Annotated in this window: 17 protein-coding genes; all 17 read right to left on the bottom strand. The window is 65.4% G+C overall.

Translation table 11 applies throughout. The features are described from left to right. Positions 1 to 175 precede the first annotated feature (175 nt). The 17 genes from QW845_RS00915 to QW845_RS00835 all read right to left on the bottom strand — a co-directional run bounded on the left by QW845_RS00915 (position 176) and on the right by QW845_RS00835 (position 17,227). Positions 176 to 478, bottom strand: coding sequence for a putative quinol monooxygenase (locus tag QW845_RS00915; protein WP_315799796.1), 303 nt, complete (start codon positions 476 to 478; stop codon positions 176 to 178). Beyond that, positions 478 to 1,992 carry an amidase gene (locus QW845_RS00910; RefSeq protein WP_315799795.1) on the bottom strand — a complete coding sequence of 505 codons (1,515 nt, stop codon included), beginning with the start codon at positions 1,990 to 1,992 and terminating at the stop codon, positions 478 to 480. Before QW845_RS00910 ends, QW845_RS00915 begins: the two co-directional genes overlap by 1 nt. Positions 1,993 to 2,078: 86 nt before the next feature. After that, a complete protein-coding gene (locus QW845_RS00905) occupies positions 2,079 to 2,780 on the bottom strand; it encodes an ABC transporter ATP-binding protein (RefSeq protein ID WP_315799794.1) in 702 nt (233 codons plus the stop codon). Continuing rightward, positions 2,777 to 3,505 (bottom strand): ATP-binding cassette domain-containing protein, encoded by a 729-nt coding sequence (locus tag QW845_RS00900; RefSeq protein WP_315711676.1) that lies wholly within the window; start codon positions 3,503 to 3,505, stop codon positions 2,777 to 2,779. Before QW845_RS00900 ends, QW845_RS00905 begins: the two co-directional genes overlap by 4 nt. Before the next feature lies 1 nt (position 3,506). Then, the gene (locus tag QW845_RS00895; protein WP_315799793.1) at positions 3,507 to 4,562 is read right to left on the bottom strand and encodes a branched-chain amino acid ABC transporter permease; all 1,056 of its coding nucleotides are present in this window, start codon (positions 4,560 to 4,562) and stop codon (positions 3,507 to 3,509) included. Further along, a complete protein-coding gene (locus tag QW845_RS00890; protein WP_315711674.1) occupies positions 4,562 to 5,428 on the bottom strand; it encodes an ABC transporter permease subunit in 867 nt (288 codons plus the stop codon). Before QW845_RS00890 ends, QW845_RS00895 begins: the two co-directional genes overlap by 1 nt. A gap of 65 nt (positions 5,429 to 5,493) precedes the next feature. Further along, entirely contained in the window at positions 5,494 to 6,732 is a 1,239-nt protein-coding gene (locus tag QW845_RS00885; RefSeq protein ID WP_315799792.1) for an ABC transporter substrate-binding protein, read from the bottom strand. Between the two features lie 100 nt (positions 6,733 to 6,832). Next, a complete protein-coding gene (locus QW845_RS00880) occupies positions 6,833 to 7,882 on the bottom strand; it encodes a substrate-binding domain-containing protein (protein ID WP_315799791.1) in 1,050 nt (349 codons plus the stop codon). 199 nt (positions 7,883 to 8,081) lie between these two features. After that, complete coding sequence (locus QW845_RS00875; RefSeq protein WP_315799790.1) at positions 8,082 to 8,558, bottom strand: GNAT family N-acetyltransferase; 477 nt, start codon at positions 8,556 to 8,558, stop codon at positions 8,082 to 8,084. A 47-nt stretch (positions 8,559 to 8,605) separates the two neighbouring features. Beyond that, on the bottom strand, positions 8,606 to 9,322 hold the full coding sequence (locus QW845_RS00870; RefSeq protein ID WP_409977886.1) for a tetratricopeptide repeat protein: 717 nt from the start codon (positions 9,320 to 9,322) through the stop codon (positions 8,606 to 8,608). Between the two features lie 103 nt (positions 9,323 to 9,425). Next, the gene (gene ilvD / locus QW845_RS00865) at positions 9,426 to 11,150 is read right to left on the bottom strand and encodes a dihydroxy-acid dehydratase (RefSeq protein ID WP_315799789.1); all 1,725 of its coding nucleotides are present in this window, start codon (positions 11,148 to 11,150) and stop codon (positions 9,426 to 9,428) included. Between the two features lie 236 nt (positions 11,151 to 11,386). Beyond that, complete coding sequence (locus tag QW845_RS00860; protein ID WP_315799788.1) at positions 11,387 to 12,358, bottom strand: tripartite tricarboxylate transporter substrate binding protein BugD; 972 nt, start codon at positions 12,356 to 12,358, stop codon at positions 11,387 to 11,389. Positions 12,359 to 12,448: 90 nt separating this feature from the next. Next, positions 12,449 to 13,690, bottom strand: a complete 1,242-nt coding sequence (locus QW845_RS00855; RefSeq protein ID WP_315799787.1) for a threonine synthase — start codon at positions 13,688 to 13,690, stop codon at positions 12,449 to 12,451. 137 nt (positions 13,691 to 13,827) lie between these two features. Next, entirely contained in the window at positions 13,828 to 15,249 is a 1,422-nt protein-coding gene (lpdA, locus tag QW845_RS00850; protein ID WP_315799786.1) for a dihydrolipoyl dehydrogenase, read from the bottom strand. A 32-nt stretch (positions 15,250 to 15,281) separates the two neighbouring features. Further along, positions 15,282 to 15,521 (bottom strand): hypothetical protein, encoded by a 240-nt coding sequence (locus QW845_RS00845; protein ID WP_315799785.1) that lies wholly within the window; start codon positions 15,519 to 15,521, stop codon positions 15,282 to 15,284. Positions 15,522 to 15,560: 39 nt separating this feature from the next. After that, positions 15,561 to 16,919: a pyruvate dehydrogenase complex dihydrolipoamide acetyltransferase gene (locus QW845_RS00840; RefSeq protein WP_315799784.1), complete on the bottom strand. Its 1,359-nt coding sequence runs from the start codon at positions 16,917 to 16,919 to the stop codon at positions 15,561 to 15,563. A 2-nt stretch (positions 16,920 to 16,921) separates the two neighbouring features. Next, entirely contained in the window at positions 16,922 to 17,227 is a 306-nt protein-coding gene (locus QW845_RS00835) for a DUF5076 domain-containing protein (RefSeq protein ID WP_015666657.1), read from the bottom strand. Position 17,228: the final 1 nt, after the last annotated feature.

Here is a 17,228-nt window from a genome sequence, read left to right as displayed (position 1 = left end):
TCGAGATAGAGGGCGGGACTTGCATGCGGTGTGGCCGCAAGCCCCGTACGATTTTGCATGAGGCTCGCTTTGGCCGAAGACTTTCATCCGGCCAAACCCGAAGCCCTCGTCGAGAGGAGCCCGCCCTTGGCGGGCATCTCGAAGAACGGTTGGTGTGGTCATCTCTCGCCGCGCCCTACCGCATCGTCGCCGACACCTCCTGCGAGGTCACGAGAATGACCTCGCCGTCGAGGATCGGCTTGGCGATGCCGAAGAAGGTCGCCACCGCGGCGGAGCCGTTGTGGCGGTCCATCGCGGCCTTGTCGGCGAAGCGCTCATAGGTGGTGAACAGACCGGGCTCGGTCTCGCTCTGCGAGATGAAGAACCCGATCGTCTCCGGTTCGTTGGCCGCGACATGGGCCGCGACGGCGACGAGGGCGTCGCGCATCGTGGCCTCTTGTCCCGCCTTGGCCCTGATGACCGCGGTGATGGTGATCATCAGAAGGTCTTCCAGTCGCCGTCGGCCTCGAACGCCGCCGCCGCCTGGTAGATCGTGGACTCGGCGTAGTCCTTGCCGATCAGCATCAGGCCGACCGGCAGGCCATCGGAGAGGCCGCACGGCACGGTCATCGCGGGATGACCGGTGACGTCGAACGGGCTCGTCGTCGCGGTCATCTCGAAGGCGCGCTGCACCACCTCGGCGAGCGGCGCATCCTTGGCCGGAATCGGCGTGGCGACGCACGGCAGGGTCGGCATCAGCAAGAGGTCGTAGGAGCCGAACATCGCGTCATAGGCCGCCTTCGCCTGGATCGCGATGTTGCGCGACTTGGCGTAGTAGCGGCCGCGGTAGTGCTCGAGGCCCCACTGCCCGACCAGCATGGTCAGCTTCAACGTCACCGACAAATCGTCAGCGCGCGTGCGCCAGCCGGAATGCGCGTCGAGCAGGCCGACGTCGTAGAGGCCCTTCCAGTTGAAGCCCATGCCGTTGCCGAGCATCATCTGCACCAGGAAGCCTTCCAGCGTGATCGGATTCCACGCCGCCAGCGCATGCATGTGCTCGGGGATCGAGACCTCCGACACCGACGCGCCCATCTTGGCGAAGCGCTTTGCGCCGGCCTTGACCTTGCTGACCACGCCCTCTTCCATGTTCTGCGCGCTGAAGCCTTCCTTGAGCACGCCGATCTTGAGGCCCTTGACGCCCTTGCCGAGCGCCTCGGTGTAGGCCGAGACCTTCGGCGCATATTGCCGCGGATCGAGGCCGTCGGCACCCGCCAGCACTTCGAGCAGCAGCGCGTTGTCGGCGACCGACTTGGTCATCGGCCCGGTGTGGTCGATCGTCGACTCGATCGGCATGACGCCGGTGTAGGGCACGAGACCGTGCGTCGCCTTCATGCCGTAGATGCCGCAATAGGACGCGGGAATGCGGATCGAGCCGCCCTGGTCGCCACCGATCGACATGTCGACCTCGCCGGCCGCCACCAGCGCAGCGCTGCCCGAGGACGAGCCGCCGGCCGAATAGCCCATCTTCCAGGGATTGTGCACCGGCGCGGGATTGGAGGTATGGCTGCCGCCGGACAGGCAGAAGTGCTCGCAGACGGCCTTGCCGACGATGGTGCCGCCGGCATCGAGGATGCGGGAGACAATGGTGGCGTCGGCTGCGGGAATGAAGCCTTCCAGCGTGGTCGAGCCGTTCATCATCGGCACGCCGGCGAGCGCGACGTTGTCCTTCAGCACCACCGTGCGGCCGGCGAGCTTGCCGGACGACGCACCCTTCACCTCGGTCTTGATCGCCCAGGCGTTGTACTTGTTCTCCTTAGGCATCGGCTTGGCGCCCGGCGTGCGCGGATATTTCACCGGCGGCAGCGGGTTCGGCAGCTCATCGATGATGTCGTACTGGTCGAACATGCCGCCCATCAGCGACAGATATTCGGCGGCCTCCTCGACCGTCATGTTCATGTGCAGGCTGGCGGCGAGATCGGCGACTTCCTCGGCATTCGGGCGTTTGATGGACATGAGTCATCCTTTCTTGTGAGGACAAGCTGGGCAGAGACAGCAAATTGTCAGTTCAATGGGCCGGCGCGCGCGCGCCGGTACGGGCTCTAGCTCGGGATCATCTGACCTTCCCGGGCCAGGAGAGTCTCACGGTCGAGTTCCTCGGTGATACGCCCCTTCTGGATGTGCAGGATGCGATCCGATAACGACGTGATGAATTCGAGGTTCTGCTCGACCACGATCAAAGACATCTTCCAGCGCGACTTCAACGCCAGCAGCGTCTCGATGATCTCCTCGATGATCGACGGCTGGATGCCTTCGGTCGGCTCATCCAGCAGGATCAGCTTGGGCTTTGTGCACAGGCAGCGCGCCAGTGCCAGCAATTGCTGCTCGCCGCCCGACAGCGCGCCGCCGCGGCGGTCGAGCAGCCGCACCAGGCGCGGAAAATCCTGCAGCACGGCATCGATGACGCTGCGGTCCTCCCTCGGCGCCGCGGCGAGCCCCATGCGCAGATTTTCCATGACCGACAGGTCCGGGAAGATCTCGCGGCCCTGCGGCACCAGGCCGATGCCGAGCCGGGAGCGCTCGTGCGGCTTGAGATGCGTGATGGTCTTGCCGGCAAACACGACCGAACCGTCGGTGGTCGGCAGGTGTCCCATCAAGGTGCGCAGCGCCGTGGTCTTGCCCATGCCGTTATGGCCGAGGATGCCGAGATATTCGCCGTCGGCGACCGTCAGGTCGACGCCGAACAGGATCGGAATCCGCCCATAGCCGGACTTGAGCCCCTTAACCTCGAGAAGCGTGCTCATGCGGCCACCTTCTTGCCGAGATAGACGTCGCGCACGCGCTGGTCGGCGAGCACCTTGTCGACGGTATCCTCGACCAGCACGCGGCCCTGGTGAAACACGGTCACACGCTTGGCGATCTGCTTGATGAACTCCATGTCGTGCTCGACCACGACGATGGCGCGGGTCTGGTTGATCTCGCGGATGATCGCAGCGGTATGGAACGTCTCCTCGTCGGTCATCCCGGCGGCGGGCTCGTCGAGCAGGATCAATTCCGGCTCGGCGGCGAGCACCATGCCGATCTCGACCCACTGCCGCTGTCCGTGGGACAGCGTCGCGACGATGCTGTCGGCGTAGTCGGTCAGCCGGATCATCTCCAGCACGGCATTGACCGCCGGCCCCTGCTGCCGCGGCGTTGCCTTGCGCCGTACCGCCATCCAGATGTTCTCACGCACCGAGAGGCCGTTGAACACGTTCGGGACCTGGGTCTTGATGCCGATGCCCATGCGCGCGATCTCGTGCGACAGCTTTCCCGCGATCGGCATGCCGCGGAACGCGATGCTGCCCGACGTCGGCACCAGTTGTCCGGTCAGCGTCTTGAAGAACGTGCTCTTGCCGGCGCCGTTTGGGCCGATCAGGCAGCGCAGCTCCATCTCCTGCAGGGTGAACGTGATGTCGTCATTGGCGACCACGCCGCCGAAGCGCATCGTCAGGTGCTCGGCCTTGAGCAGAGGGACGAGGTCGGCCATGTCACTCGGCTCCTGCAGGATGCGGCGCCGCCGCTGACGGGACCGGCGGACCATTGGTCTTCGGCTTCTTGTCCGGGATCAGCCGCATCACCAGATCACGCGCGGTCGGGAAGATGCCCTTCGGCAGGAGCAGCACGAACACCACGAGTACGCCGCCGAGAACGAGGTTGGAGTTCAGGAGCTGCTGCGAGCCGATATAGGCGACGATGTACTCGATCACGACGCAGCCGATGATCGGCCCGAGCAAGGTGCCGAGCCCGCCGACCGTGATCCAGATGATGATCTCGGCGGACAGCGACAGGCTGAAGATGGTCGGGCTGACGAAGGCGCCCCAGTTGACGTAGAGCGCGCCGGCAAGACCGGCGATGGCGCCGCCGAGGATGAAGGTCAGGCACTTCACCAGCCGCGGATCGTACCCGAGCAGCGACGCCCGCACCTCGTTCTCGCGCACCGCGACGATGATGCGCCCGGCCGGCAGCGCCAGCAGCAGCCGCAGCAGCAGGAACACGCCGAGCAGCACGTAGGCGGTGGTCCACCACGACTGCTCGGGCGACAGCACGGTCGACGGATCGAACGGCATGTTGAAGGTCGGCACCGCCGGCATGCCGTTGAAGCCGCCGAGGAGCGCCTTGCCGATCTTGTAGGCGTCGCCCGAGGTCGAATTGACCGAGTTGAACAGGATCAAGGTGACGGTGAGCGTGATGACGCCGAGATAGACGTCCGAGATGCGGCCGAAGAAGATGAAGTAGCCGAGGATCGCCGCGAACAGCGCAGGCACGGCGATCGCCAGCAGGATCGCCGGCGTCGAGTCCTGGAAGTTGACGGCAGCGATCGCGTAGGCATAGCCGCCGAGGCCGAAGAAGGCGGTTTGGCCGAACGACAGGATGCCGCCATAGCCCCAGATGAAGGCGAGGCTCAGCGCCAGAACCGACATCGCGGCGAACAACGTCAGTTGCATCAGGCCGAACAACTCGATCACGCTCGGCATGATCGCGATCACGCCAATGGCGACGACGGTCCCCGCGGCCTGGAGAGCGAGGCGAAGGCGCTTGTCCATCACAGGTTCCCCTTGAAGAAGCGCCCGGAGATGCCCTGCGGCAGCAGACGGATGAGCACGATCGCGGTGGTGAAGACGATCACCTCGCCATAGACGGGCGTGGTGAAATAGGCGCCGATCTGGTTGACCGAGCCGAACAGGCTCGCCGCCGAGAGCGTGCCCGACAGGATCGCCGCGCCGCCGCCAACCACCGTCATGAAGGCCTTGGCGACATAGGCGCCGCCCATCACCGGCGTGATGCCGGACACCGGCGCCAGCAGGCCGCCGGCGAGACCCGTCACGGCGGCCCCGAGCGCGAACGTGCTCATGTAGACGCGGGCCGGGTTGACGCCGAGCGTCGCCGCCATCGCCGGGTTCTGCATCGTGGCGCGGGCGACCAGGCCGAACCGGGTGTAGCGCATCACGCCGTAGATGATGGCCATCATGACGGCCGCCATCAGTGCAAGGAACAGCGTGTAGTAGCTCGACTGGTACGAGCCGATCGAGAAGCCGCCGAGCGGCGTCGGCACGCCCTGCTGGGTGTTGCCGTAGATCGTGGTGATGATGCCGATGATCAGGAGGCTGAGGCCCCAGGTCGCGAGCATGGAATCGACCAGGCGGCCGTAGAGAAACCGGATCAGGCAGCGCTCGATCACGAGGCCGACGATGCCGACGAACAGGGGCGCGATGATCAGCATCGCGATCCAGATGTTCACCCCGGCATTGGCCGAGATCACGGTGGCGTAGGCGCCGAGCATGATGAACTCGCCATGGGCGAGATTGATGATCTTCATCATGCCGAAGATGATCGCCAGTCCCAGGCAGAGCAGGAACAGCGATGAGATTCCATTGAGGACATCCAGCGCGAGGATGACGTAGATCGCCATGCGTCAGGTCTTTCAGGGCAGTCCAATGAAACCGGGTCCCGCCGAATGGCGGGACCCGGCACGCGTCAGAGATTGATGATGTACTGCTTGACGTCGTTCGGGTTCTTGACGAGGTCACAGACGCTCGCGGTGTCCGCGGGCTTGGCGTCGGTGTAGGTCTCGAGCACCGACCATTTGCGGTCCTTCACCTCGGCCAGGAACGCGTTGCGGACGGTGTGATGGGTCTGCTTGTCCAGCGAGACCTTGCCGCTCGGGCCGTCGAAAACGAGGCCGCTTTCGAGCGCCTCGATCACCTTCATGCGGTCGATGCTGCCGGCCTTCTTGACGCCTTCAGCCCAGAGCATGACGCCCTCATAGGTGCACGAGGCGAGCTCGCTGATGTAAGGCGAATCCGGATGCGCCTTCTTGATCTTCTCGACGAAGCTCTTGGAGGCCGGCGTGGTCAGCTCCTCGAAATAGCCGTAGGCCCCGATGACCCCATCGCTCTCCGCCGCATCCAATGTCGAGGGCTCGTTGACGAGACCAAAGGTGGTCGAGGCGATCGGGATCTTCCCCTTCATGCCGGCCGCGGTCCACTGCCGGTAGAACGCGGTGTGGTTGCCGCCGACCAGCGCCGACAGGATGAGGTCGGGCTTGGCCGCCTGGATCTTCGAGATGGTCGAGCCGAAATTGGTGACGTCGAGCGGGAAGAAGTCGGTCGCCAGGATCTCGCCGCCATTGTCCTTGCAGTATTTGGTCATCCACTTCGCGGTGATCTGACCGTAATTGTAGTCGGCCGCGATGATGTAGGCCTTCTTGCCGGACTTCTTCATCGCGCTCGGCACAAGCTTCTCCACCGTCTGCGCCGGCGTGGTGCCGGTGCAGAAGGTGTTGCGGTCGCAGACGCCGCCTTCGTACAGCGTGTTGTAGAAGTACAGCACCTTGAAACGGTCGAAGGTCGGGCGGATCGCCTCGCGCGAGGCCGAAGTAATGCCGCCATGGACGACATCGACCTTGTCCTTCACCGCCAGCTGCTGGGCGTATTGCGAATAAAGCTGGATGTTGGACTGGGTGTCGTAGTGGATCACCTTCAAGGGACGCCCGAGCAGGCCGCCCGCGGCGTTGATCTCCTCAACGGCAAGCTGCAGCGCGTAGACCATCGGCGTGCCGGAGGTGCCGATGGGACCGGACTGGTCGTGCAGGCTGCCGACCGTGATCGGGTTCTCGGCCGCGAGCGCACCCGAGCGCAGCACGGCGGGTGCCGCGATCAATGTCGAGGTCGCGATGGCCGAGCGTTGCAGGAAACGACGTCGGGAGAGAGTCATAAAGGTCCCCATGGGTTGATGATGCTGGTTCATGATCCGCGAGAAGTTTAAAATTACAATATTTGAAAAGGCAAGTGTTTTTTGGAGCGCGCCCTGCGCCTCAGCGCGAGGCGACGACCGCGAAGTCGTAGCCATCCAGCTCGGCGAGATGGATCGGATGGCGCCCGCCAACCACCGGCTGCGCCTCGTTGCCGCGCGCCGTGCGCCGCTGCAGCGTGCGCCCGAAGACGCGCCTGAGATCGCGGGCGTCGAAGCTCTCGGCGCGCTCGATCAGCGCGGCGAGCGCGTGAATGCCTTCGTAGCAGGACTCGCCATAGCCGTTGGGCGGCGGCGGATTGTCACCGAAGGCCGTGTAGTAGCGCTCGAGAAACGCGCCGTTGTTGCGCGACCGCAGCGAGGCGAAATAGCTGGAGGCGACATAGACATTCTCGGTCTCGCCGCTGTCGAGCCCGTAGACGATGGTCTCGTCGAAGGCGGACGAGAATCGCAGCACGTGACGGCTGAGACCGGCGGCGCAGAAGGCGCGGCTGAAGGCGATGCAGTCGAAGCCGAGAAAGACCGGCAGCACCACGTCGCTGCGCGTGGTCTTGATGCGGTCGAGCATCTCGTCGAAATCGTGGACGCCGACCGGCACGTAGCATTCGCCGGTCACGGTCCCGCCGAAGCGCGCGATCAAGCGCCTGGCGATGCCGAGCGACGAGCGCGGCCAGATGTAGTCGTTGCCGCACAGGAAGAAGCGCCGGGCGCGCTTGATCTCGGAGAGCCACTGCACCGCCGGCCCCAGTAATTCGCCGGCGGTCTCGCCCGTGGTCATCACATCGCTGTTCGCCGGCAGGCCCTCGAACTGGGGCGTGTAGACGAACGGCACGCGGCCGCGCGCGGCTTGCGCGACGGGATCGCGCGCGTAGCTCGGCAGCATGCCGATCAGGCCATCGACGGCGAGCTCGTCGACCGCCTCCACCGCAGCCCGGCCCGCGCTGGCGCCGGTCGCGCCGGCGTCGATGACGATCAGCTCGACCTGTCGGCGGCGGATGCCCGCGGCCTGGTTCAGCTCGGTCACGGCCAGCCGCCCACAGGCTTCCGCGGAGGGTGCCCACAACCCTGCCGAGCCGCGCCGAGGAATGATCAGGCCGATCCGAACGCTGCGCAAACGTGCCGCCTCTGCTGTTGCAGGGGACTTGCACTCACGAATCGTGCCAAGCGCGTTTTGGCGTCATCGCGGTCGTTCGTGTACCAAAGATCGCCGATTTTGGTTATGGAACCTGACGCTGATCAAAACATCGGCGCGCCGACGCCTATTCGTTAGGCATCCGCGGCCATGGCCTCGATGTCTCACCATGGCCCGCGACTCACGGCGCAGTGGCGAGGGTCTTGCTCATCGGATAGGAGGCCGCGGTGCCGAACTTGCCGGCGGGCACGCCGACATCCGCGTAGCCGCGGGCGAGATAGAATCGGTGCGCGGTCTCGGTGCTCAGCAGGGCCACGTCACGCGCGCCCAGTGCGGCCGCCCGCCGCTCCAGCTCCGCCAGCAGAGCCGAGCTGATGCCGCGAAAGCGTCCGCGCGGCGACACGTAGTTGAGCGTGATCTCGCCGGGGTGGGCGAGCCCGCCGACGGCGAGAATCACATCATCCTCGACCGCGACGAGCAACGATCGCCCTCGCCCGCCCGCCCAGGCCGCGACGTTCTGCGGTGTCTTGTTGGCGAGCCAGCGCGCCAGGATATCAGGGTTGCCGCGGTGATCCGCCAGGCACAATTCGGATATGGAGGCGCGCAGCACGGCGCAGGCCGCCTCGGCATCGTCAGCCGTCGCATCGCGGATGATCATCGCAGTCCCTCTGTCGAACGGAGGGAACGCGATGCATTCCGCTCCTGCTACTCGCGCTTGCCCTGCACCCAGCTCTCGAGCATCTGCAGCGCCGAGGCGCGGTCATCGTCCGAGGCCTTGGCGAAGGCGCGGTTGTAGCTCTCCTTGATCCAGGCTTCGTCCGGACCGGCGCTGTCGCGCGCCAGCGTGAGCCACATCAGTCCGCGCGCCGGCTGGCGCGGCAACCGGTCGCCGTTGAACAGCATCTGACCAAGCAGCGCCTGGGCCTGGTGCTGGCCCTTCTGCGCGGCGAGGCCGAGCCAGCGCGCGCCATAGCGGAAGTCGTCGCGCGAGGCGTCTGCGGTCTTCAGGTACATCCGCGCCAGATCGTACTGGGCGTCGGCATTGCCGAAATAGGACGCCGCATAGGAGAACATCTCCCGCGCGCGATCCGGATCGGCCTTGACCTTCGTGTTCGGAATGCCGCTCAGGTAATAGCGGCCGAGCGCGACAAAGGCATTGGCGACGATCTGCGCCTGAGGCGCCGACGGACTGTCCTCCGCATGCGCATTGGCGATGCGGCTGAAATAGTCGAAGGCGCGCATGTCGTCGCGCGCAACGCCATCGCCCGCCGCATACATGCGGCCGAGCTTGAACTGCGCAATCGGGTGACCTTCCTCCGCCGCGTATTGCAGCGCCGTCAGGGACTGCGTGGGCGAGGTCGAGGACGTCGTCGCGGGCAGCGCCTTGCGCAGCGCGCCGGCGCCAGCCTGCTGTCCAGCCACGGGGATCGCCGGCTCCTGGTTGACCGGAGCGCCATCGAACGCGAACGATGGCGTCGGCAACGCGAGCGGGGCAACCCCCAGCATCAATGCGAAAAGGATCCGATCAGATGTCCGCATAGCAATACTTCTCTTGCGCACCACCTGGATGGGTCACGGCGCCCGCCACGGCCGGCCCCACCTGCTGGGCATATTTCCAAAGTGCACCTGACGTGTGATGCGTCTCACGCGGCGTCCACTTGGTCTTGCGTGTCGCCAGCTCGGCATCGCTCAACTTCACGTTAAGGATGCCCGCCTCGGCGTCGATCTCGATGATGTCGCCATCCGCGACCAGCGCGATAGGTCCGCCGACCGCCGCCTCCGGTCCGATATGACCGATGCAGAAGCCCCGGGTCGCGCCCGAGAACCGGCCGTCGGTGATCAGCGCGATCTTGCCGCCCATGCCCTGCCCGGTCAGCGCCGCCGTGGTCTGCAGCATTTCCCGCATGCCCGGACCGCCGCGCGGCCCCTCGTAGCGAATGACGATCACGTCGCCTTCGCGATAGGTGCGCTTCTGGACGGCGTCAAAGGCGTCCTCTTCCCGATCAAAGCAGCGGGCCGGCCCAGAGAATTTCAAGTTCGACATGCCCGCGACTTTCACGATCGCGCCCTCTGGCGCGAGATTGCCTTTCAGACCGACCACACCTCCGGTTGCAGTGATCGGCTGGTCGGCCGGCCTCACCACGTCCTGGTGCGGATTCCACTTCACGCCATTGAGGTTTTCGGCGATCGTCCGGCCGGTGACTGTGAGGCAGTCGCCGTTCAAATAGCCATGGTCGAGCAACGTCTTCATCAAGAGCGGAATGCCACCAGCCTCGAACATGTCTTTGGCGACATAGCGGCCACCCGGCTTCAAATCCGCGATATAAGGTGTCTTTTTGAAGATTTCGGCGACGTCGAATAAGTCGAACTTGATGCCGGCCTCGTGTGCAATCGCAGGTAGATGCAGCGCAGCATTGGTCGACCCGCCGGACGCCGCCACAACCGCAGCGGCATTTTCCAGGGATTTTCGCGTGACGATGTCGCGCGGCCGGATGTTGGCGGCGATCAGTTCCATGACCTTCTCGCCGGCGGTCATGCAGAAGGAATCACGGATCTCGTAAGGCGCGGGGGCGCCGGCCGAATATGGCAGCGCCAGCCCGATCGCCTCGGACACCGTCGCCATCGTGTTGGCCGTGAACTGGGCGCCGCAGGCGCCGGCCGACGGACAGGCGACGCGTTCGAGCTCGTCGAGGTCGTCGTCCGACATCGCACCCACCGAATGCTTGCCGACAGCCTCGAACATGTCCTGCACCGTGACCTGCTGGCCGCGGAAATTGCCGGGCAGGATCGAGCCGCCATAGATGAAGATCGAGGGCACGTTGAGCCGGACCATCGCCATCATCATGCCCGGCAGCGATTTGTCGCAGCCGGCGAGGCCGACGAGCGCATCGTAGGAATGGCCGCGAATCGTGAGCTCCACCGAATCGGCGATCGCCTCGCGCGACGGCAGCGACGAGCGCATGCCGTCATGGCCCATTGCGATGCCGTCGGTCACGGTGATGGTGCAGAACTCGCGCGGCGTGCCGCCGGCGTGGGCGACGCCCTTTTTCACCGCCTGGGCCTGCCGCATCAGCGCGATGTTGCAGGGCGCAGCCTCGTTCCAGCACGAGGCGACGCCGACGAAGGGCTGATGGATCTGCGCCGTGGTGAGGCCCATGGCGTAGAGGTAGGACCGATGCGGCGCACGCTCGGGCCCTTCCGTCACATGACGGCTGGGCAGCCTGCGCTTGATGTCGGTCTTCGCGTCCATCGCTGTTTTGGCCTCCCGGTGCTGCGGAGAACGCTCAAAATCCGGCAAGTGGATTTTCGGCAGCCTCACACGCACTGGTTATGTTCTGATCAAAGTATTTCACGACCAGGTGTGGCTAAAAAGCGGCGCGTTTGCGGAGCGCCGGAGATTGTTACCAAAACTTCGCAAACTGTGGCGACGTCGCAACATTCGTGGCCGATGCGCAACCATCCTTGGTTGGCAGGAACTGAGGGCGCCTACTCGGGCACCACCCCTGCGGCGCGGATCATCGGCCACCATTTGCGGATCTCGGCCCGCTGCAAAGTTCCAAGCGCGGCGGGGCCGCGCTGATCGGCCGCCGGCATCTGCAACCCCAGGTTTTTCAACTGGTTTTTCACATCCGGATCGTCCAGCGCGGCCACCGCCGCCGCACTGAGGGTGTCGACGATCTCCTTGCTGACGCCCTTCGGCAGCCAGAGGCCCGACCACAAGGTCATGTGGAAGCCCGGCAGGCCGGCCTCGTCGGTGGTCGGAATTTCCGGCGCGGAATCGAGGCGCTTGGCGTCGGTGACGGCGTAGGCGCGGATCGTCCCGGCACGAACCTGGTTGATGGCGTTGGAGGTCTGGTCGACGATCAGGTCGATCTGGCCAGCGACCAGATCATTCATCGCCGGCCCCGTGCCGCGATACGGCACATATTGCAGCTTGAGGCCGGTGACCTGCTCGAAATAGAGCCCTGCGATGTGGCTGCCGGAGCCATTGCCGGCGGTGCCCGCCGATACGGGGTTCGGCTGCGATTTCACCCAGGCGAGAAACTCCGGCAGCGACTTGGCCGGGATGTTGTTCCTGCTGACGATGATCATCGGATTGCTCGGCAGCAGCACCACCGGCTCGAGATCGCCCTCGAGGTCATAGCCGAGCCGGTAGACGGCACCGTTCGCGACATGGGTGCCGAGATGGCCGAAGCTCACGGTGTAGCCGTCGGGCTTCGAGCGCACCGCGCGTCCCACGCCGATCGAACCGCCCGCCCCGGTCACGTTCTCGATCAGAATGGGCTGCCCGAGCGTCTGTCTCATGTGCTCGGCGAGGATGCGCATCATCGCATCCGACGGGCCGCCGGCGGCGAACGGCACGATCACGGTGATCGCGCGCGAGGGATAATTGTCGGCCCGCGCCGGCAACGTCAGCACGAGACATACAAACAGCACGGCGCAAAGAGCTCGTCGCATCACGTCCTCCCTTGTGTCGCACGCGCCGGTCACAGACGCGAATGCGTCTGCGCCGGAGCATGTGCCCGAGGCCGCGGTGCTGGTTGTTAGTTAGAACTGCCCGAAGTCGATCGGCTGGTGACGATCGAGCGTGCGGGTAACCGGCGGCAGCGGATATTTAAGTCCTGTCGCGCAATTGAACAGCATGACGCGATCGTTTTTCGTCACGCGTCCGTCGGCCAGGCTCTGCTTGTAGGCGGCATAGGTCGCCGCGCCCTCCGGGCACAACAGCAGCCCCTCCTCGCGCGCGACCTCGGTGAGCGCAGATGAAATCTTCTCGTCATCGACCGCGGTGGCGAAACCTTTGCTCTCGCGCACGGCGCGCAGGATGAGGAAATCACCGACGGCCTGGGGCACGCGGATGCCGGACGCGATGGTGTGGGCGTCCTCCCAGCGCGTGGCATGCTCGACGCCCTGCTCGAAGGCGCGCACCATCGGGGCGCAGCCGGAGGCCTGCACTGCCACCATGCGCGGGCGCTTGGCGCCGATGAACCCGATTTTCTCCAGCTCGTCGAACGCCTTCCACATGCCGATCAGGCCGGTGCCGCCGCCGGTCGGATAGAAGATCACGTCGGGCACGTCCCAGCCGAGCTGCTCGGCGAGCTCCAGGCCCATCGTCTTCTTGCCCTCGATCCGATACGGCTCCTTCAAGGTCGAGGTGTCGAACCAGCCGACTTTGGCCTTGCCCTCGCCGACGATCTTGCCGCAATCATCGATCAGGCCGTTGACGCGATACACGGTCGCGCCTTGCAGCTCGATCTCGCTGACGTTCACTTCTGGCGTATCGGCCGGGCAGAAGATGGTGGTCTTGATGCCGCAGGAGGTCGCATAGGCCGCGAGCGCCGCGCCGGCATTGCCGTTGGTCGGCATCGCCATGTGCCTGATGCCGAGCGCCTTGCCCATCGACACCGCCATCACCAGGCCGCGCGCCTTGAACGAGCCGGTCGGCAGCCGGCCCTCGTCCTTGACGATGATCTCGCCGCCGCCGAGCTTCTTCGACAGCTTGGGCAGATTGATCAGCGGCGTCATCACCTCGCCGAGGCTCACGATGTCGGCGCATTTGCGCACCGGCAGCAGCTCGCGATAGCGCCACATGTCGGCCGGACGCTGCGCCAGCGCGTCCTTGGTCAGCGCCTGTTTCACCCCTGCGAGATCGTAGCGCACCAGCAGCGGCTTGCCGGCCTTGGAGAGGTTGTGGACCTGGTCCGCCGGATAATGATCGCCTTCCATCGCGCATTCGAGATGGGTGACGAAGGTCGGGCGCTCGGTGGTGAGATTGTCGCTGGATTTCACGGCGGAGCCTTCTTGTTGTGCCCGTCTGGTCATCTCCGTCATTGCCGGGCTTGCCCCGGCAATCCATCCCCTTCGCAAGGATTTTCGAAGGGGATGGATGCGCGGGTCAAGCCCGCGCATGACGGCCGGTGAGCGGATTACATATTCAGCACGCGGCCGTAGGCGTCGAGCACGGCTTCCTTCATCATCTCCGACAGGGTCGGATGCGGGAACACCGTGTGCATCAGCTCTTCCTCGGTGGTCTCGAGGTTCATCGCGACCACATAGCCCTGGATCAGCTCGGTGACCTCGGCGCCGACCATGTGGGCACCGATCAGCTGTCCGGTCTTCTTGTCGAAGATCACCTTGACCAGACCCTGGTCCTCGCCGAGCGCGATCGCCTTGCCGTTGCCGACGAAGGGGAAGCGGCCGACTCTGACGTCGCGGCCCTGCTCCTTGGCCTTGGCCTCGGTAAGACCGACGGAGGCGACCTGCGGATGGCAATAGGTGCAGCCCGGAATCAGGTTCTTGTCCATCGGGTGCGGATGCAGCCCCTTGATCGCCTCGATACAGACCACGCCTTCATGCTCGGCCTTGTGCGCGAGCATCGGGGGCCCCGCGACGTCGCCGATCGCGTAGAGGCCGGGCACGTTGGTCTTGCCGTAGCCGTCGATGACGATGCAGCCGCGGTCGGTCTTCACGCCGAGCTTCTCCAGCCCGAGATTCTCGATGTTGCCGACCACGCCGACCGCCGAGATGACACGGTCGAACTCGACCGTCTCGGTCTTGCCCTTGCCGTCGTCGATCGTCGCCACCACGCTGTCGCTCTTCTTGTCGAGCTTGGTGACCTTGGCGCCGGTCATGATCTTGAGACCCTGCTTCTCCAGCTGCTTGCGCGCGATGCCGGCGATCTCGGCGTCCTCGACGGGGAGGATCTGCGGCAGCACCTCGACCACGGTGACCTCGGAGCCCATGGTGCGGAAGAACGACGCGAACTCGATGCCGATCGCGCCGGAGCCGACCACCAGCAGCGACTTCGGCATCCTGTCGGGCACCATCGCCTCGAAATAGGTCCAGACCAGCTTCTTGTCCGGCTCGAGGCCCGGCAGCACGCGCGGCCGCGCGCCGGTCGCGACGATGATGTGCTTGGCCTGATAGGTCCCCTCGCCGAGCGCACCCTTCGGCGCCTCGACATCGGACTTGGTCACGGTGACCTTGCCGGGCGCATCGATCGCGGCACGGCCCCAGATCACCTGGACCTTGTTCTTCTTCATCAGGAAGCCGACGCCGTCGTTCAGCCGCTTCGACACGCCGCGCGAGCGCTGCACCACCGCCTTCGGATCGTAGGAGATCTTTTCCGCCGACAGGCCGTATTCCTTGGCGTGCTGCATGTAGTGATAGATCTCAGCCGAGCGCAGCAGCGCCTTGGTCGGGATGCAGCCCCAGTTCAGGCAGATGCCGCCGAGGTAGGATTTCTCGATGATCGCGGTCTTGAAGCCGAGCTGCGCGGCACGGATCGCGGTGACGTAGCCGCCCGGGCCGGAGCCGATGATGATGACGTCGAAGGATGTGTCGGCCATTACGGCTCCCATTCAACTGAAGCAGTTGGAAATCAGATGGTCGTGGTGCTGCCGACGGAACGTCGCCAGATCAAGGCTCGAACTATTGCCTCCAGCAGCACCAGCACGGCGCAGATCGCAAATCCGGCAAGCACGATCGGCGCCCAGATGCCGCGCGACAGCGCCTCGCCGGAGTAGAAAGCAGAATGGATGACGTCGATCCCGAGCGGGTTGGCAAACAACGCGGCGCTCACCAGTGCCGTGATCCAGGGCCACCGCGTTCTGATGCGCATGCGCTGGCCCCGTCTGCCATCCCGCTCCGGAACGCAACGTCACACCATCATCATCACGGGATTCTCGATCAGCTGCTTGAACGCGCCGATCAGCTCGGCGCCGAGCGCGCCGTCGATGGCGCGGTGATCGCACGACAGGGTCACGCTCATCATGCTGGCGATCTCGATCTTGCCGTTGCGCACCACGGGGCGTTCTTCCGAGGTGCCAACCGCGAGGATCGTCGCATGCGGCGGATTGATCACGGCGGTGAAGTGATTGATGCCGTACATGCCAAGGTTGGACACGGCCGTGGTGCCGCCCTGATATTCCTCCGGCTTCAGCTTGCGCGAGCGGGCGCGTGCGGCGAAGTCCTTCATCTCGCCCGAGATCGCCGACAGCGTCTTGGTCTCGGCCTTGCGGATGATCGGCGTGATCAGCCCGCCCGGCATCGCCACGGCGACGCCGACGTCCGAATGCTTGTGCTTGACCATGCCGCCTTCGGTCCAGCTCACATTGCAGTTCGGAATCTTCTGCAGCGCGACCGCCATCGCCTTGATGACGAAGTCGTTCACCGAGAGCTTGTAGAGCGGCTTCTTCTCCTTGTCCTTTGGAGCTGCCGCATTGATCTCCTCGCGGGCGGCGAGCAACTTGCCGATGTCGCAGTCGATCGTGAGATAGAAGTGCGGGACGTTCTGCACCGACGCGGTCAGGCGCTGCGCGATGGTGCGGCGCATGCCGTCATGCGGGATGACCTCGTAGGAGCCCGGCTCGAACAGCGCCAGGATCTGCTTGTCCGACATCGACGGCGCCAGCGCCGGCGCGCCTGCCGCGGCAGGTGCCGCCGACGGCGCAGCCTTCAGGCCCTTGCCGGACTTTGCGTCCTCAACGTCGCGCGCGACGACGCGGCCGTGCGGGCCGGTGCCGGTGATGCGGCCGAGATCAATGCCGGCATCCTTGGCGAGACGACGTGCCAATGGCGACGAGAAGATGCGCGCGTGACCGTTGACCTGGGGCGCAGCCGCGGGAGCGGCCGGCGCAGGAGCCGCGGCCGGCTTCGGCGCGGGCGCGGCGGAAGGTGCAGGTGTGGCGGCGGGCGCCGCCGCGGACACCGTCGGCTTCGCCTCGGGCTTGGGAGCCGCCGCCGCCGGCGCGCTGCCGGCCGCCTTGACGTCCTCGCCCTCGCCGGCGAGCACCGCGATCACGTCGTTGACCGGCACGTCCTGCGTGCCTTCCGGCACCAGGATCTTGGCGAGCGTGCCCTCATCGACCGCCTCGACTTCCATCGTGGCCTTGTCGGTCTCGATCTCGGCGATGACCTCGCCGGACTTGACCTGGTCGCCTTCCTTCTTGAGCCAACGAGCGAGGTTGCCCTTCTCCATCGTCGGCGACAGCGCGGGCATCAGAATGTTGATCGGCATGATCAGTGACCTTGTTTCGACCTGGGGCTGGTGGTGCCCGTGTCAGTCGGCCGAGCCAGCTCGGCTTCGAACATCTCGACGATGCGCTGCAGCGCCTCGTCTTCGGAATAGTCGCTCTCGCGCGCATAGGCGCGCGCAGCATGTCTGGCGACGTCGACCAGGAGCAGCCCCCACACGTCGGGCTCCTCGAAGGCGCGCTGGAATGCGATCGAGAGCCCGCCATCGAGCACGAAGGCGCGCAACACTTCGGTGGCGTCCTCGCGGCCGATGACGTCGGGCGGCAGCGGCTGCTCCTTGGGTCCGGCCATG

Source organism: Bradyrhizobium sp. SZCCHNS3002, from assembly GCF_032377435.1.
Classification (GTDB): Bacteria; Pseudomonadota; Alphaproteobacteria; order Rhizobiales; family Xanthobacteraceae; genus Bradyrhizobium.
This window is presented reverse-complemented; position numbering and strand designations above follow the sequence as displayed.

Bases quoted from the DNA above. Each gene is read 5' to 3' on its own strand.
- QW845_RS00840 (WP_315799784.1), bottom strand. From the start codon at position 16,919: ATGCCGATCAACATTCTGATGCCCGCGCTGTCGCCGACGATGGAGAAG.
- QW845_RS00845 (WP_315799785.1), bottom strand. From the start codon at position 15,521: ATGCGCATCAGAACGCGGTGGCCCTGGATCACGGCACTGGTGAGCGCC.
- QW845_RS00875 (WP_315799790.1), bottom strand. From the start codon at position 8,558: ATGATCATCCGCGATGCGACGGCTGACGATGCCGAGGCGGCCTGCGCC.
- QW845_RS00890 (WP_315711674.1), bottom strand. From the start codon at position 5,428: ATGGCGATCTACGTCATCCTCGCGCTGGATGTCCTCAATGGAATCTCA.
- QW845_RS00860 (WP_315799788.1), bottom strand. From the start codon at position 12,358: ATGCGACGAGCTCTTTGCGCCGTGCTGTTTGTATGTCTCGTGCTGACG.
- lpdA (WP_315799786.1), bottom strand. From the start codon at position 15,249: ATGGCCGACACATCCTTCGACGTCATCATCATCGGCTCCGGCCCGGGC.
- QW845_RS00895 (WP_315799793.1), bottom strand. From the start codon at position 4,562: ATGGACAAGCGCCTTCGCCTCGCTCTCCAGGCCGCGGGGACCGTCGTC.
- QW845_RS00900 (WP_315711676.1), bottom strand. From the start codon at position 3,505: ATGGCCGACCTCGTCCCTCTGCTCAAGGCCGAGCACCTGACGATGCGC.
- QW845_RS00885 (WP_315799792.1), bottom strand. From the start codon at position 6,732: ATGACTCTCTCCCGACGTCGTTTCCTGCAACGCTCGGCCATCGCGACC.
- ilvD (WP_315799789.1), bottom strand. From the start codon at position 11,150: ATGGACGCGAAGACCGACATCAAGCGCAGGCTGCCCAGCCGTCATGTG.
- QW845_RS00915 (WP_315799796.1), bottom strand. From the start codon at position 478: ATGATCACCATCACCGCGGTCATCAGGGCCAAGGCGGGACAAGAGGCC.
- QW845_RS00835 (WP_015666657.1), bottom strand. From the start codon at position 17,227: ATGGCCGGACCCAAGGAGCAGCCGCTGCCGCCCGACGTCATCGGCCGC.
- QW845_RS00905 (WP_315799794.1), bottom strand. From the start codon at position 2,780: ATGAGCACGCTTCTCGAGGTTAAGGGGCTCAAGTCCGGCTATGGGCGG.
- QW845_RS00910 (WP_315799795.1), bottom strand. From the start codon at position 1,992: ATGTCCATCAAACGCCCGAATGCCGAGGAAGTCGCCGATCTCGCCGCC.